Annotated in this window: 18 protein-coding genes; 5 read left to right on the forward strand and 13 right to left on the reverse strand. The window is 66.7% G+C overall.

Annotated elements, in window-relative coordinates; translation table 11 throughout:
- Nucleotides 1–4: 4 nt before the first annotated feature.
- Both ACFVUS_RS30050 and ACFVUS_RS30055 read right to left on the reverse strand, forming a co-directional pair.
- Nucleotides 5–745, reverse strand: a complete 741-nt coding sequence (locus ACFVUS_RS30050; RefSeq protein ID WP_387773871.1) for an aquaporin — start codon at nucleotides 743–745, stop codon at nucleotides 5–7.
- Nucleotides 742–1110 (reverse strand): ArsR/SmtB family transcription factor, encoded by a 369-nt coding sequence (locus tag ACFVUS_RS30055; protein WP_387773874.1) that lies wholly within the window; start codon nucleotides 1108–1110, stop codon nucleotides 742–744. Before ACFVUS_RS30055 ends, ACFVUS_RS30050 begins: the two co-directional genes overlap by 4 nt.
- Nucleotides 1111–1228: 118 nt before the next feature.
- Between ACFVUS_RS30055 and arsM the strand changes: the two genes are divergently transcribed.
- Complete coding sequence (arsM, locus tag ACFVUS_RS30060) at nucleotides 1229–2035, forward strand: arsenite methyltransferase (RefSeq protein WP_387773877.1); 807 nt, start codon at nucleotides 1229–1231, stop codon at nucleotides 2033–2035.
- Nucleotides 2036–2046: 11 nt separating this feature from the next.
- On the opposite strand, the gene ACFVUS_RS30065 is transcribed toward arsM, so the two are convergent.
- Complete coding sequence (locus ACFVUS_RS30065) at nucleotides 2047–2940, reverse strand: DUF4437 domain-containing protein (RefSeq protein WP_387773880.1); 894 nt, start codon at nucleotides 2938–2940, stop codon at nucleotides 2047–2049.
- An 81-nt stretch (nucleotides 2941–3021) separates the two neighbouring features.
- Here ACFVUS_RS30065 and ACFVUS_RS30070 point away from each other — a divergent pair, with 81 nt between their 5' ends.
- Together ACFVUS_RS30070 and ACFVUS_RS30075 are read left to right on the forward strand one after the other, a co-directional pair.
- A complete protein-coding gene (locus ACFVUS_RS30070; RefSeq protein ID WP_387773883.1) occupies nucleotides 3022–3585 on the forward strand; it encodes a TetR/AcrR family transcriptional regulator in 564 nt (187 codons plus the stop codon).
- Nucleotides 3586–3622: 37 nt separating this feature from the next.
- Nucleotides 3623–4366, forward strand: coding sequence for an arylmalonate decarboxylase (locus tag ACFVUS_RS30075; protein WP_387773886.1), 744 nt, complete (start codon nucleotides 3623–3625; stop codon nucleotides 4364–4366).
- Between the two features lie 15 nt (nucleotides 4367–4381).
- Here the strand turns inward: ACFVUS_RS30075 and ACFVUS_RS30080 are convergent, their stop codons facing one another.
- Nucleotides 4382–5332: an alpha/beta hydrolase gene (locus tag ACFVUS_RS30080; RefSeq protein ID WP_387773889.1), complete on the reverse strand. Its 951-nt coding sequence runs from the start codon at nucleotides 5330–5332 to the stop codon at nucleotides 4382–4384.
- Between the two features lie 176 nt (nucleotides 5333–5508).
- On the opposite strand from ACFVUS_RS30080, the gene ACFVUS_RS30085 reads away from it, so the two are divergent.
- Nucleotides 5509–6333, forward strand: coding sequence for an HpcH/HpaI aldolase/citrate lyase family protein (locus ACFVUS_RS30085; protein ID WP_387774753.1), 825 nt, complete (start codon nucleotides 5509–5511; stop codon nucleotides 6331–6333).
- A 27-nt stretch (nucleotides 6334–6360) separates the two neighbouring features.
- Here the strand turns inward: ACFVUS_RS30085 and ACFVUS_RS30090 are convergent, their stop codons facing one another.
- Nucleotides 6361–7338, reverse strand: coding sequence for a helix-turn-helix transcriptional regulator (locus ACFVUS_RS30090; RefSeq protein ID WP_387773892.1), 978 nt, complete (start codon nucleotides 7336–7338; stop codon nucleotides 6361–6363).
- Nucleotides 7339–7573: 235 nt separating this feature from the next.
- Here ACFVUS_RS30090 and ACFVUS_RS30095 point away from each other — a divergent pair, with 235 nt between their 5' ends.
- Nucleotides 7574–7858 (forward strand): hypothetical protein, encoded by a 285-nt coding sequence (locus tag ACFVUS_RS30095; RefSeq protein WP_387773895.1) that lies wholly within the window; start codon nucleotides 7574–7576, stop codon nucleotides 7856–7858.
- A 15-nt stretch (nucleotides 7859–7873) separates the two neighbouring features.
- Here the strand turns inward: ACFVUS_RS30095 and ACFVUS_RS30100 are convergent, their stop codons facing one another.
- Genes ACFVUS_RS30100 through ACFVUS_RS30135 form a run of 8 tightly spaced genes read right to left on the reverse strand, consistent with a single transcriptional unit; the run spans nucleotide 7874 to nucleotide 14504 of the window.
- Complete coding sequence (locus ACFVUS_RS30100) at nucleotides 7874–8617, reverse strand: arylmalonate decarboxylase (RefSeq protein WP_387773898.1); 744 nt, start codon at nucleotides 8615–8617, stop codon at nucleotides 7874–7876.
- On the reverse strand, nucleotides 8614–9258 hold the full coding sequence (locus ACFVUS_RS30105) for a hypothetical protein (RefSeq protein WP_387773901.1): 645 nt from the start codon (nucleotides 9256–9258) through the stop codon (nucleotides 8614–8616). Before ACFVUS_RS30105 ends, ACFVUS_RS30100 begins: the two co-directional genes overlap by 4 nt.
- On the reverse strand, nucleotides 9255–10025 hold the full coding sequence (locus ACFVUS_RS30110) for an SDR family oxidoreductase (RefSeq protein WP_387773904.1): 771 nt from the start codon (nucleotides 10023–10025) through the stop codon (nucleotides 9255–9257). Before ACFVUS_RS30110 ends, ACFVUS_RS30105 begins: the two co-directional genes overlap by 4 nt.
- Nucleotides 10022–10945: a hypothetical protein gene (locus ACFVUS_RS30115; RefSeq protein ID WP_387773907.1), complete on the reverse strand. Its 924-nt coding sequence runs from the start codon at nucleotides 10943–10945 to the stop codon at nucleotides 10022–10024. Before ACFVUS_RS30115 ends, ACFVUS_RS30110 begins: the two co-directional genes overlap by 4 nt.
- Entirely contained in the window at nucleotides 10942–11631 is a 690-nt protein-coding gene (locus ACFVUS_RS30120) for a hypothetical protein (protein ID WP_387773910.1), read from the reverse strand. Before ACFVUS_RS30120 ends, ACFVUS_RS30115 begins: the two co-directional genes overlap by 4 nt.
- Nucleotides 11628–12749: a Rieske 2Fe-2S domain-containing protein gene (locus ACFVUS_RS30125; RefSeq protein WP_387773913.1), complete on the reverse strand. Its 1122-nt coding sequence runs from the start codon at nucleotides 12747–12749 to the stop codon at nucleotides 11628–11630. Before ACFVUS_RS30125 ends, ACFVUS_RS30120 begins: the two co-directional genes overlap by 4 nt.
- A 10-nt stretch (nucleotides 12750–12759) precedes the next feature.
- A complete protein-coding gene (locus tag ACFVUS_RS30130) occupies nucleotides 12760–13698 on the reverse strand; it encodes an alpha/beta hydrolase family protein (protein WP_387773916.1) in 939 nt (312 codons plus the stop codon).
- Complete coding sequence (locus ACFVUS_RS30135; protein ID WP_387773919.1) at nucleotides 13695–14504, reverse strand: oxidoreductase; 810 nt, start codon at nucleotides 14502–14504, stop codon at nucleotides 13695–13697. Before ACFVUS_RS30135 ends, ACFVUS_RS30130 begins: the two co-directional genes overlap by 4 nt.
- Nucleotides 14505–14522 lie beyond the last annotated feature (18 nt).

A 14522-nucleotide genomic window follows, 5' to 3' on the forward strand; every position in this document is an offset into this window, starting at 1 on the left:
CCTTTCAATCCGTGGTCGCGGGATGTGGAATGACGACATCCTCGGCGGCCGCGGATGCGGTGGGGTAGAAGTATGCGACGGCACCGAGCCCCGCGAGTGCGCCGAGCACCTGGGCGATGATGAACACCGGTGCCGAGGCCGGTGCGATTCCGGCGAAGGTGTCGGTGAAGATCCGGCCGATGGTCACCGCCGGGTTGGCGAAGCTGGTCGAACTGGTGAACCAGTAGGCCGCGCCGATCCAGGCCGCGACCGCCGCCGGGGCCACCGCGGTGCGGCCGGTGCGGGCCAGGGTGAAGATGAGCGCGATAAGACCTGCGGTGGCGACGATTTCGCCGATGAAGTGGCCGGTGCCGGCCCGGTCGTGGGTGGAGATCCGCGCGGCCGACTCGTCGAACATGAGGTTCGCCAGCACCGCTCCGGCGATTGCGCCACCGGTCTGCGACAGGCAGTACGCGCCCGCATGCGCTGCCGTCAGTCCGGTGCCGGTGCGGCGGCCCGCGAGCCAATCGGCAAGGGATACAGCGGGATTGAAGTGCGCACCCGAGACCGGCCCGAACAGCAGGATCAAGACCGCGAGCCCGAAGACCGTCGCGGTGGAGTTCTCCAGCAATTGCAACCCGACCTGATCCGGTGAAAGTCGCTGTGCGGCAATCCCCGAGCCGACGACGATCGCGACCAGGGCCGCGGTGCCGATCGCCTCGGCCGCCAGCCGCCGCGACAACGGCGGCGTGTTCGACTCGTTCACGCGGGGGACAGGGTGGATCCGGCGGGGGCCAGGATGCCGGAAAGGCGTTGCAGCGCCTGCGGAACGACCCGGTAGTACACCCAGGTGCCGCGCCGCTGCGAGGTCAGCAGGCCCGCCTCGCGCAGCACCTTGAGATGGTGCGAGATGGTCGGCTGGGACAACTCGAACGCCGTGTTCAGCTCGCATACGCAGACTTCCTCGCCACCCGCGGCGGCGATCAGCGACAGCAGCCGCAGTCGGACCGGATCCCCGAGCGCCTTGAACGCGCCCGCCAGGCTCACCGCGGTCTCGGGGTCCAGTGGTGACGACAGCGTCGTCGTGCAGCAGTCCGCCGAGGCGAGCAGTGGAAGTTCTTGTTTCGACACTCGTCAATATTGACAGATATCGATACAACGCGCCACACTTGCATCGACAGTCGTCAATACAGCCCGGTGGAAGCCGAAAATCAACGGTCGCCGGGTGCGTCGAAAGGACGTGAGTCCCATGTCAAAGCCCATCGATGAACTGCGCGAGACCGTGCGCGAGCGCTACGCCGCGGCCGCCCTCGCGGTCGGTCATGGCGAGCCCGCACAGGATTGCTGCGGTAGCGAATGCTGCGCGACCGGGGTGATCGATATCGATGAGAACTTCGGCGCGAGCCTGTATCGGGCCGATGAGCGCGATCAGCTGCCGATCGCCGCGGTGGCGGCCTCGCTCGGCTGCGGAAATCCGACCGCCGTCGCCGATCTGCGCGCGGGCGAGACCGTACTGGACCTCGGCTCCGGCGGCGGTATCGACGTACTGCTCTCGGCCCGCCGAGTCGGCCCGACCGGTAAGGCTTACGGCCTGGATATGACCACCGAGATGCTCGCCCTCGCCCGGGATAACGCCACCAAGGCCGGAGCGACCAATGTCGAGTTCCTGCACGGCACAATGGAATCGATCCCCTTGCCGGACAACAGCATCGACGTGATCATCTCCAACTGCGTTATCAACCTCTCGACCGACAAACCGGCCGTATTCGCCGAAATGGCGCGAGTCCTGGCCCCGGGCGGTCGAATCGGAATCACCGATGTGGTGGCCGAGGACGCCCTGAGCCCCGCCCAGCGTGCCGAGCGCGGCGACTACGTCGGCTGCATCGCGGGCGCGCTGTCCTTCACCGAATACCGAGACCACCTGACCGCGGCCGGATTCGCCGACATCGAGATCACCCCAACCCATTCCGTGGCCGACGGCATGGTCTCGGCGATCGTCAAGGCCGTCAAATCCGCGCCCGACGGCCCCTGCTGCGGTCCGAGCTGCTGCGAGTAATACTCGAGGGTCTATTGGTGGGTGGGATCCGGCCACGAGCCGATCGAGCGGGACCGGACCGGTTCGATGAAGCGCGGTCCCAGCGTGCCGTCATATCCGGGACCCCAGTTCGTGGGCGTCCCGGACATGGTCACGGCGGCGTCGTCGGTGTACCAGTCGACCAAATCGGAATCGGAGCGGACCAGCCAGGTACAGCCCTGCTCGGCGTCGGCGGTGAAATCGCCGTGCCGGATCAGGGCCGGACGCCAGAAGTAGGTGCCGGGCCACATCTTGCCGAAGTTGTAGTCGAAGCCGCCGTCGAGGCAGTACGCCTCTTCCGAGCACGGATGGTGCGCCAGCGGCGCTTCGCGCCAGCCCGGTTTGGCCTTGATGAGGCGACTGTAGAAGCCGGTCTGCTCATCGCGATGCAGCAGTTTGATGTACAGCCCGGGGACCGGGGTGCCGCCGAGATCGAAACGCATTGGGCTGCCGTCTTTTACATCGATCCACGGCATCTCGGCGGAGTTCAGCACGATGAGTCGCTGGTCGGGCCGGACGAAGTCGCGATCGCCGTCGGCGAGGTCGAAGTGCCAGTCGCCGTATTCGCGGAACAGCAGGATCTCGGTGCCCGCGGTGACGGTGATCGAAGGGGTGAGCACGCCGGTGGGCGCCATCCAGAATCCGTCGGGGCCGAGCACGGTATCGCCGATGGTCACCTGGCCGGACAGGACGAACCATTCGGTCTCGGCGTGGTGTACGCCCGCCGGGCGCGACCAGTCGGAGCTGAAACGCACTTTGAGAGAGGCGGATCCGTCTTCTTCGTCGTAGCTGAGGTGGCGTTGGGTGGCGCTGCCGGTGGCGTGTTCGAACTCGGCGAGATGGTCGATGAGATCGCGGTCGGCGATGAGTTCTACATGTGGACGCATCGGTCCTCCTGGGTGCAACGGTATTTGCGATACAAAATGTAGTTGTTATCAATAACCAAAACAAGATGTATCGTAAATTTCATGACCGGACCCGGACGTCCCGCGGGACCCGCCGCCGATACCGAGGCGCTGGTGCTGACCGCCGCGCTGGATTTGCTACTGAGCGAGGGCGCGACCGCGCTGACTCCGCAACGGCTGCACTCGATTACGGGTGTGGCGCGCACGACCATCTATCGGCACTGGCCCACGCCCCGCGAGGTGCTCGCGGCATTGATCGCGGTGGCCCCGCACCGGCCGTCCGAGCCCAGCGGCGATCTGGCCGCCGACCTGCACGCCGAGGTCGACCTGCTCTGTGATCGCCTGCGGGACAAGCCCGTTGCCGCGTTTCTGCGCGCGCTGGTGATGGCCTCGTCCGGTGACTCCGGATACGCCGAGCTGCGGCGGCGCTACGTCATGGATCTGCTCGAACCGTTTCGAGCGGCCGTGCGCGCCTTGGATATCGGCGATGAGAGCTACGCCGAGGACGCCGCCGCGTCCATCGCCTCCCCGCTGCTGGTCGATGTGCTGCTGCTCGATCGCCCGGTCGCGCGCGCTCGCGCCCATCGTGCCGTGGACGATCTGCTCGCCAAGACCACCGCACCCTGACCGTCTCGGAAACCCTCAGCGCCGCAAGGACTTCGCCATGACCAATGCCGTAGGACACCGTGCCGTATTCGGTGTCATCGTGCCCAGTACGAACACCGTTGTCGAGCACGACTATTGGCGTGCCGCCGTACCGGGCATCGCCTATCGCGCCGGATCGATGTACATCCCGAATCCGGTCATGGGTGACGACGCGGACTTTCAAGGGCTGCTCGGGCAGATCCGCGCCTCCATCGACACCGCCGTGCGCGACGCCCTGACCGCCGAACCAGATCGCATGGTCATGGGGATGTCCGCCGAAACCTTCTGGGGCGGAGTGCAAGGCAATGCCGCGTTCGAGCAGCGGTTGCGCGATCGCACCGGCCTGCCCGTCACCACCGGTGCGAGTTCGTGCCGCGCGGCGCTGCGTGCGCTCGGTTGCCGCCGCATCGCGGTGTTCTCGCCGTATCAGCCGATCGCGGACAGGGAGGTCGGAAGATACTTCACCGAGGCCGGATTCGAGGTCACCGCCATCACGGGTCTGCGCTGTCCGACCGCGATGGATATCGCTCGGGTGCCCGATGATCGGCTGCGCGAGATGGTCGCCGACATCGACAGCCCCGAAGCGGAAGCCATCGTCCAGGTCGGCACCAATCTGTCCTTCGTCGCGCTCGCGGACCGCCTCGAGGCCGAACTCGGCAAGCCGGTCATCGCGATCAACAGCGCCACGCTGTGGCATGCGTTGCGCGAGCACGGATTCGACGATCGGATCGGGGGAGCCGGACAGCTGCTCCGCGAGCACTGACCACCGCCGCCGGCGCTAGGAGCCCGCGAGCAGATCGGCGGCGAGACCGTGCGACACCAGATCGCGGGCCTGAGGTTCGGCCGAACCCGTTGCCCCGGTCAGGAAGTCGTCCGACCAGCCCAGGGCCAGTGTGCGCAGCGCACCGGAGTTGACCGGCGTCGGGGTTCCGCAGAACAGGGTGCCGAGCAGATCGCTGCTGTCACCTTCGGCATCGGTGTGCGCGCCGCCGTGCAGGCGCACGCCCACGAAGGGGCGGTGCAGTTGGGATTGCACGGCGGCGGTGCCGAGGCCGAAGCTGTTGCACAGCGCGGGCGGTGCGGAAATGGTGAGGATCGGCAGCCCTGTGGGATCGAGTCCGGACAGCGCACGGGCGATATTGTCCCCGACGAAGGATTTGACCGGATCGAGCAGAATCACCCCGCGCAGCCCGCTCCAGGCGTCCGGATAGGTGCTGCGAATGCGATCGGCCACGAAGGTGACGGCCTCACCGCCCGCCGAATGTCCGAGGAAGATCAGATCGTGGGGCAGTGCCGGTGCGGGCTGTCCCGCCCGGCTCGCCGCCGCGGCCAGGCTGGCGGCCAACGCGCCACCGGGATCGGCTGCGGTGCCGAACAATTCGGCGACGTGGTTGAGGAATCCGGAGTTGTCGCCGAGGTTCTGCAGCGTGCATCCGGACAGCTGCATGAACGGCAGGCTGGGCGTGAAGACCAGATAGCCCGCATCGGCGAAACTCCGGGCCAGTGCGCCGACCTGGGTATCGCTGCGGGCGAATCCGTGCTGAATCCACACGAGCGCGCGCGGCGTGCCGGTGGGCAGATACCAGTCCGCGCTCTGGTGCAGTGTGTCTGCGGCACAGCCGATATCGACGTTGCCGGGCAGTTGGGTGGCGGCGGTGGCGGGTGCGGCGAACGCGGCCGCGAGTAGGACGGTGGCGACGGTGGTCGAGACCGGGCGTCGAAGAATCATGGTGACTCCCGCGGAGCGTGCCGTTTCCTGTGGCGAAATGGCGTTTCGATGGTGCGAGATCATTAGCACCCACCGGAAGACCGCTGTCAAGCGCTGCGCTGAACTGTGGACACCTTCGTGATTGATCGCTATGTTTCCATGTGTGAAACGCTGTTTCATTGTTGAACGGGGTGGCGATGCGATCCGCGCTGTACGTACCGGGTAACCGTCCGGAGCTCTTCGACAAGGCATCGGCCGGTCCGGCGGATGTGATCCTGCTCGACCTCGAGGACGCGGTTCCGCTGCGGGACAAGGATTCCGCGCGCACCGAGGTGGCGGCGTGGCTGCGCACCCGCGTGGATACCCGGCGGCGAATCTGGGTGCGGGTCAACACCGGCGAGGCCGGGGAGGCCGATCTACACGCGGTGGCGCAACCGGCCGTGGCGGCCATCTGTCTGGCGAAAACCGAATCGGCGCAACAGGTCCGGACCGCGGGTGCGCTACTGGGCACACTCGAGAGCCGTCCCGGATCCATCGCGATCTGCGCCCTGCTCGAAACCGCCGCCGCTCTCCTGGCCGCACCCGACATTGCCGCCGCCCCACGGGTCGCCCGGCTCCAGATCGGCGAAGCGGATCTGCGCGCCCAGCTGGGCATCACCCCCGGTGCCGACGACCGTGAGTTGCTCGCCCTGCGCACCCAGGTGGTGCTGGCCAGTGCCGCCGCCGGTATCGGACCCCCGCTCGCACCGGTGAGCATCGATTTCCGGAACCTGGACGCCTTCCGCGAATCCACGCGTGCGCTGTGGCGGTTGGGATTTCGCGGGCGAGCGTGTATCCACCCCGCGCAACTGCCGATCGCCAACGAGGTCTTCACCCCGAGCCCGGACGCCATCGCGCGCGCCCGCGCCCTGTTGCGCCGATTCGAGAACGCCTCCGGTGGAATCGTTCTCGACGACGCGGGCCGGATGGTCGATCACGCCGTCATTCGCCAGGCCCGGCGTCTGCTCGACGATGCCGGATAGTCGCCGTATCCCGCGCCCGGGATTCGCTCAGCGCCGCAGCTCATGCTTGGGGGAATTGCCGTAGACCTGTTTGTAGAGCTGCGCGAATCGGCCGGGATTGGTGAATCCCCAGCGCGCGGCCACGACCGCAACCGTGAAGCCATCGCTGGGCTCGGCCGCGATCAAATCCGCCCGGGCGCGATCCAACCGGACCAGCCGCAGATACTCCAGCGGCGTCATATCGTGCTGAATCCGGAACGCGTTCTGCAAGGCTCGCACGCCGGTGCCCGCGTGCGCGGCCAACTCGGCAACGGTGATCGGGCGTGCCGGATTGGCCTGGATGTAGTCCACCGCGCGCTGCACCGCCGAGGGCGGCACCGCGCCCGGACCCGATTGCAGGTGCAGGTCCATGGTGGTGTTGGGAAAGACCGCCAGGGCCGCGGCGGCCAGGGTCCGCGTGAGGTTCTGCACCACCAGTTCGGTCAGCACCGGAGAGCCGGGAGCGGTGAGTTCGTGGTGGGTCAGATCGAATAATCGGCCCCAGAAGCGCTCGGCGCGTGCGTCTCTCGGCTCCAGCGAGGTGAATCGGAAAGTGGCGGGGTCGATTCCCGATTGCACGGCCAATTCGGTGAGCAGGGTGTGCGGGATATGCAGCAGATTCACATCGTGGCTGTCGCAGTCCGCGATGATCGGCACCCCGAACGGAAACACCACGAGATCATTGCGGTGCTGCTGAAAGTCGGCTCCGCCGCCGCGTAATCGGGCCCGCCCGCGTATCGAGCGCTCGAAATAGACGTGGTCCCGCAGCGGCGCGATATGGCAGCTGTAGCCGATCGTGCTGCGGATCTCGGTGGCGATGACCTCACCCCAGACCATCGCGCTGGTGCGGACACGGCACTGCGGCGGGGCATTCCAGAACCGCAGCGCGTTATCGGAGTACATCTGGGTCACGAAGGCCACGGCCTCTTCGGCGTCCCGCGATAGGAGTTCCTCGCGACGCGCCTCGATCATTCGGTGCTCGATCATTGCGGAACCTCATTCGGGTGGAAGCTCGCGATTAGCAAGCAGTATCCGCCCGTCCGCACCGGTGAGTGCCAGGATTCGGCCCTTTGGATCACATCCTGTCCGGAAAACGATGATCGGCGCGAGCAGTCCTGGCCAGTTCGCGCACATCCGTTGAACGCGTTGACATCGGTTCCTATCGTCGAGTCATGCACTCGGTTGGCGATGATGGCTCGTGCTTCGAGCAAGGAATTCTCCGATGACCACCATCAACGAGGGTCGAGTACTCGCGTCCCTGAACTCCAGCACAACGCCGTTGACCATGCAAGGTTTCGAGACCGGAACTCAGCTCAGCGCCAAGGTGATCCGCAGATCCCTTGCCACGCTGATCCGTTCGGGCCTGGTCGAACAGGCAGACGGTCCGCCGCAGCGGAGCTGGCAGCTCAGCGCCCGTGCCCGCCGCTGGCTCGATACCGCGATCGGCCGAGCGGCACTGGACGTTCCGGTCAGGGGAACGGAAGTCATCACCCGCCGCCCACACTGATCGGGTCGCCGCCGCTCAGTGCTCGCGGAGCAAGGTGCCCGCGCCCTCGATACGATCGTGGATATCGTTGTCGCGCAGGGCCATCCACCAGGTGGCGGCATTGATGGCGATTACCGGTTTGCCGAGCCAGCGTTCTGCCTCATCGGCCAGGCGCACCATCGACAGATTCGTACCGCATTGAATGAGCGCGTCGATATCGTCGCCATCTGTTTCCAATAGCGCGGTGCGCAACTCGTTCTCGGTGACGTGCGCGATGGAAACCGCTGTGGGGCAGCGTAATCCCTTGATCGCGGCGACTTCGAAGCCGAGTTCGCCGAAGAAGCGGATGACGTTCTCGTCGCCGATCGGCTGGTACGGGGTGACGACGCCGATTCGTTTGGCGCCGAACAGTTCCAGGGCGCGCCGGCAGGCCTCCGCGCCGGTGGCGACTTCGAGCCCGGTGACGTCGTGGATTTGCTTGACGAATTGGCGATTGCCCGCGATACCGCCCCAGAAGGTTTCGGCGGACATGCCCATGACCATGTAATCGGGTTCGCAGGTGAGCACTCGTTCGCAGGCGGAGACTATTTCGGTGCGGATCTGCTCGAGCAGGCGATCCATTCCGGCGTCATCGCTCATGTTCTGGTCGCGGATATGGATTCGGGCGAAATGCGAGGTCACCCCGGGCACGGTCATGCGATGGAAGTCGGGCTCGACGATGGTGTTCGTCGAAGGGGCTATGACGCCGAATTTGCGTCTCCAGCCCAGGGCGTCGGTCATCGGATCATCTCCTTGTCTTTCACCGCGGCGTTCGCGGCCGACAGTCGCCAGGCGGCGGCCAGGAATGCCAGTTGCGCGGCGGTATTGCAGAGTTGTTCGGTCCACTGCAACGCCACCGTCTGATCGGGACGCGAGGCGAGCGGGCCGAGCAGGAAGAACACCAGCAGCTGGATACCGAGCAGGGCGGCCGAAATCGTATCGGCGCGGGCACGCGCCAGGCCGATCAGATGAATGCTGGCGATGGTGGCGAAAACGGTGGTGCTCACCAGCATGGGCAGGGTGTCCCGCGCCAGGATCGCCCCGAGCGCGCAGGCGGCGGTCAGGCTCGGGACCAGAATCGCCAGCCAGCGTGGCACCCGGCCGGACCCGTCGCGCAGCAGTGCGAGCGCGAGCAGGCCGAATCCGAGCGTCAGGAATGGGAACAGCATGCCGCGCAACCAGATCAGGTCCGGTCCGCCCGCCGCCGCTACGAGTTTCGCGGTGGCCTTGGCGATCCCGCCCACCCCGAGGCAACCCGCCGCCACCCGGACCACGGTGCCGTTCGGCGCTATCCGATGCAGCAGCAGCACGCCGAACGCGGTGCACAGCACGGGTACGTAATCCTCGACGGCCAGGGAGATCGGATAGTCCACCGCGCTCATGCGTCGAACAGTTCACGTCGGCGCAGCGGTGCCAGTGCGAAGCGGCCGATCACCTTCGAGGTGGTCAGCCAGCGCACATGAGCGCCGTTGCGGGTCTGGGTGACCGCCTGCTGAGCCAGCCACGGCGCGACGGTGTCGACCGTATCGGCGAGGATATTGAAGACCTTGCGCGCCTTGGCCAATTCGGCCGGATCGTCGTAGCCGTGGGTGAGCAGGTCGGTGACGACCATGCCGGGACTGAGCAGTCCGACCGAGACGCCCGGTGGCGTCTCGGCGGCGAGGGCTTTGGTGAGATAGGTGACCGCGCGCTTGGTCGAACCGTACGCGGTCAGTCCGGGGACGGTGCGGCCGTCGCTGCCGAGACCCTCCATATTCCAGACGTGACCGCCGCCGGCGGCGGCCATACCGTTCATGGCCACGGCCGAACCGTGCAGCACACCGAGCAGATTGGTATCGACGACCGCGCGTGCGGTCTCGACCGGCAACTGCCACAGCGGTTTTCGCTCATGGGAGATTCCGGCATTGTTCACCCAGACATCGACCCGGCCGAACTCGCAGACCGCGGCGTCCCAGAAGCGTTGCAGCTGTTCGTGATCGGTGACATCGGCGACCACCGCGAGCACATCGCCGCTCAATTCCGCCCGCACCTTGTCCACGCGTTCGGGATCGACCCCGCACAGCGCCACCCGATGCCCGCTGCCCAGCAGCGCCCGCGCCATGCCCAATCCGATGCCGCGGGTGCCACCGGTGATCGCGACGGTACTCATGAGCGCTCCAGTACGCCGTGCATGACGGTGGTCAACGTGTTGTGCTCGAAGACCTGATACACCACCGCCAGGGTGCTGCCCGAGCCCATTCCGGGTTCGGCGTCGACCATGAATTCCCGTCCGCTCACCCGGCGGCCGTCCGCGGTATGCCACCGCACGAAATTCGCTCGGCCGTAGGAGTTTCCATTGCCCCACAGATCGGGGCCTTCGTGGAAGGATCGCACGCCGTCCCGGCGCACGGTGGCGCGCCAATCCGCTTCCAGCCCACCCGAGATGCGCAACCGATGTTCTGCCGCGAGCAGGTTCACCGGCTCGATCTCGAGCGCCATATCGACGGTACCGAGGGGGCGCTGCGCCGCGCTCCAGAGTTCGAGCTCACCGGCATAGCGGCTCTTGTCTTTCGTCGGAATGGTGAACACCACTGGACCGCACCGTGTTTCCGTCTCCAGGCGCTGGTCGGTCAGCTTCGGGTCGCGGGTGTAGACGCCGTTGAACACCCCCACCATGGCCGGACCCTGGTGCAGCACCGACGAATACACCTGGGTGTCGCCGAGCGTGTGATTCCAGGTGTTGAGCGATACCTGCCAGCCCGGCCCGTAATAGTGCGCGTCCACGAATCCGCCGTAGGGCTGGCCGGATCCGAAGAAGTCGGGCCCGGTGTAGAGGCGATCCTGGTCCGAGTCGCGCACCCCGAACGCGAAGGGCGCGCCGAGGGCGAATCGGCCCGCCAGTTCACCGCCGCCGGTGAGCCCGCCGTCCATGTAGTAGGTGGTGCTCCCATTCTCGAAGACCGAGGAGCGCCGGATGTCCTCGAAGCCGCGCCAGCTCCCCTGCGCGTCGAAAAGCGAAGGGCGGCCGACCCATTCGCCTTCGATCCGCTGCTGGAATTCGCTGGGTGCGAGCGTGCCGGACTCGCTCATGAGACCAGCTCCCCGCGCACCCGCTCGGCCTGTTCCACGCCGAGCAGGGCGGTCACCCGCGCCCAGACGGGATCGACATCGGGACTGAACAGATTCGCCCGGTTGGCCAGATCGCGGGCCGCGAGATCCGCGGTGACCTCGGGAACTCCCTTGTGCACCAGACTGAGCCAGTGATCCAGGTAGCGCTCCACGGTGCCGTCCAGTGCGCGGAAGGCGTCCTCGGAAGCACGGCACACCACCATCCACGGCGACATCATGGCGCGCTGCCGGGGGCCGATGGCGGCCTGGGAAATCCCCTCGAGTTCCCAGGCCTGATCCAGCAGCGGACTCAGCGGTGCGAAGACCTCGTCGAGGTATTCGAGGTTGACCGCCAGGTCCACGCGCGGGATCAAATCCAGGTGCATGGCGAAGTATTCACCGCCGTGCACCGCATCGAGCGTGAAATGCGGTACGGCGCTGTCGCTTTCGGTGAACGCGAAGATCATATGGCTGTCCAGTCCCAGCTGCGACACCACCAGATCGACCGTCACCACCTTGTCGATGGGGCCGCCGCGCAGCACGCGCAGCCGTCCGACCGGTTCCGGCGATATGGGGCTGGTCAATGCCAGATCCTCGCTCTCGCGCAGATCGAACGAGGAGACCAGGGTGTCCAGGGTGCGCTCATTGAGCGCGGCGGGCAGACTCATTGCGGATTACCTCCGGTGCGGGCCTTGTGCACCCAGGCACTGGCCAGTTCGGGATTGTCGCGGCGGGCGGGCGAGGCGATCACCGTCGCGGTGCGGCGCGGGGAGTCGCCGGTGATGATGTCGTCGCCACCGACCCACCAGCCCTGTTTGATCAGTTCCAGGCGGCGTCGCCGATACGCGACCTGCAAACTGTCGCTACGCACATGCAGTTCATCGGACAGATCGAACGGCAGTAGTTCGGGGCGTTGCGACTCGACCACGGGCCGATCCTGCAACAGGATCTTCTCGATTCGCTTGCGCGCGTTGGCATCGGCCCACCCGCCGGTGAAGAAGTTGCGATAGCCCAGAATCTTGATGAGCGTACGGTCCTGCGAGAGCGGGATATTGAAGTCGTACAGCAGCAGATCCCCGATCGGCAGCCGCACGTGCAGTTTCACGATATTGGGCAGATACCAGGCATTGGTGACGGTGACGTACTCCGCGCGCTCGCGCCGCCGCGCCAGCAGCCCCCACAGCCCCTTGGGCAGCGGCGGGCTCAGTTGGATATCGGCCTCGGCCGACCAATCCGTCTGCTGGATACGGAAATCCGGGATCTCGGGCTTATCCGGGTTGCCGAAGGAGGTGCCGTGCACGAACGGGGTGTGCGCGGCGTCCACGACGTTCTCGAAGGCGCGTTCGTAGTTGGCCTCGATCTCCATCTCGAACTGGACCATGCGGAACGAGGGATCGTCGTGCTCGGGTATGACCGGAATGGGCGGTCGTTCGGCCTCGGGCAGATCGCCCAGGAAGGCCCAGACCATCCCGTACCGTTCGGTGGTGGGATAGGCGTCCACCCGGGCCTTGCGCGGAATCTTGCGTTCCTCGGCGTTGGCGGGGATCTTCACGCACACCCCGTCGGCGTCGTACTGCCAGCCGTGATAGGGACACGCGATGCAGTCCCCGGTCACGGTGCCCATCGACAGCGCGCCGCCGCGATGGACGCACAGATCCGAAAGGCACACCGCCGCACCGGATTCGGTGCGATACAGCACGAAATCCTGACCCAGGCAGGTCACCTTGCGGGGTGTCCTGCTCACCCTGTCCGCGAATTCCAGTGCGTACCAGAAGTTCTTCAGCATTGTCTCGCTCCTATCGCCGCGTCAGGTGCACGCCGTCGCCGCAGTCGGCCAGCTCGTGCGCGGCCGCCGCGTCACCGCGCAGATGCGTTCGCAGGAACGCCGAGGTGAGCGCGGCGAACGGGCCGAGTGCGTCGGTCTCGGCCGGGCCGTCCAGAAAGGCGCGCGCCGCGGTGGGATCGGCATCGGCGATGCCGAAATGATTGGCCCCCGGTATGACCGCCAGCAGGTGATCACCCGGCGGCAGGGCCTCGGTGAAGGTGCGGCGCACCGGATCCGGTCGATCCGCGCCGTCCTGGCCGTAGCGGTCGGCGCTGCCCTGGATGACGCCGTCATTGGTGCCCACGCCGAGCAGGACCGGGCACTCCACCTGCGCGGGCAGCACCGTGCCCGGATCCCAGCCCAGCATGGTCGCCACCATCGTGTGCGCGCCCCAGGCGAAAACCGCCGCCACGGCAGGGAAATAGCGCGCGGACTGCAAGACCACGGTGCCCCCGGCGGAGTGCCCGCCGAGTGCGATCCGGCCCAGGTCGAGCGCTCCGCGCAGCGGGGGCTGCTCGTTCAGTTCGGTGAGCGCGCCCAGAATCTCGCCGATGGCCGGACAGGTGGGGCGGGTGCCGTAGGCGTCGGGCCGGGCGGCGTCCAGGTCCACGCCGGGCGTCAATCCCTGCTGACCGCCGAACAATTCGGCGACCCGGTCCATGGTGACCACCACGAATCCGGTCTCGGCGACGGCGGTGGCGAAGCGCCGATAGGAGTCCTGACCGACATTGACCCCGGACAGGAACACCACCACCGGGTAGGGAGCGGCGGCCGGATCGGGTCCGAAGACGCCGGTGAGCCGTTCGGCGTCATCGCCCGCGGCGACGGCCGGGTAGTAGATCTTGAGATGCGCGGTGTCGAACGGTGCTTTGCCATCGGTGCGCACCGACCACCAGAGTGAACGAATCATGCGGTCGGCCTGGGTAGTTCACGGTCGCCGCCCCAGAGCGCGCGGACCAGCCGCCGGGTCAGGTCCGGGCCGAACATGCGCTCGCCCATCACATTGGCCGGATCGCGCTCGGCGATATTGCGCCGCACGGTCAGGTCCCGTTCCGCCAGTGCCGCGCGTTCGTCGGCGGGCACGGGTTCGGCCTCGTCCACCCAGCCCAGCCACTGGTCGACCCGCGCGGACAGCATGTCGCGCACCAAATCGAGGTTGGGCCGGGTCGCCGGGAAGGAATAGCAGTAGGCGGTGGGGGAGAGGCTGGCGCGAATGAACCCGGTCCGGCTGGTGAACCAGGTGAAATCCGGATGCTCTTGCTTGAACGCCAGCCAGGGTGCGTCCGCGTCCGCGTAGTAGCGGTCGAAATACGCACCGTCGCCGACCAGATCGCCGCGGGGAATGGCATCGACGTAGAACCAGCCCTCCGGCCACAGCAGCAGCGCGGCGCCCAGGTGCGGTACGCGCACCTGCGGTCCGAGCCATGCCGTGAGGTGCAGGTTGACGAAACCCGTTCGCGGATCACCGATCCACGAATGCACCAGCCAGTCGATCTCGGGACCGGAGTAGGCCGCGAGACTGCCCGCCGGACCGGTCTCCGCGTCGCCGTAGGATTCCAGCGATTCGGTGGAGGGATCGCGGGTCAGGGTGAATCGTTCGGCCAGACGGGATTCCAGACTCGTGGTGAGTTCGCGCCACTCCCGGAAGGTTTCGGTCACATCGACCCGGGGCGTCTCATCGACCATTTGCTCTACGTGTCGCAGGGTTTCACTCATGGTTGCTCCGATGGTGTT

This window comes from Nocardia sp. NPDC058058 (assembly GCF_042885355.1).
In the GTDB taxonomy this organism is placed as follows: Bacteria; Actinomycetota; Actinomycetes; order Mycobacteriales; family Mycobacteriaceae; genus Nocardia.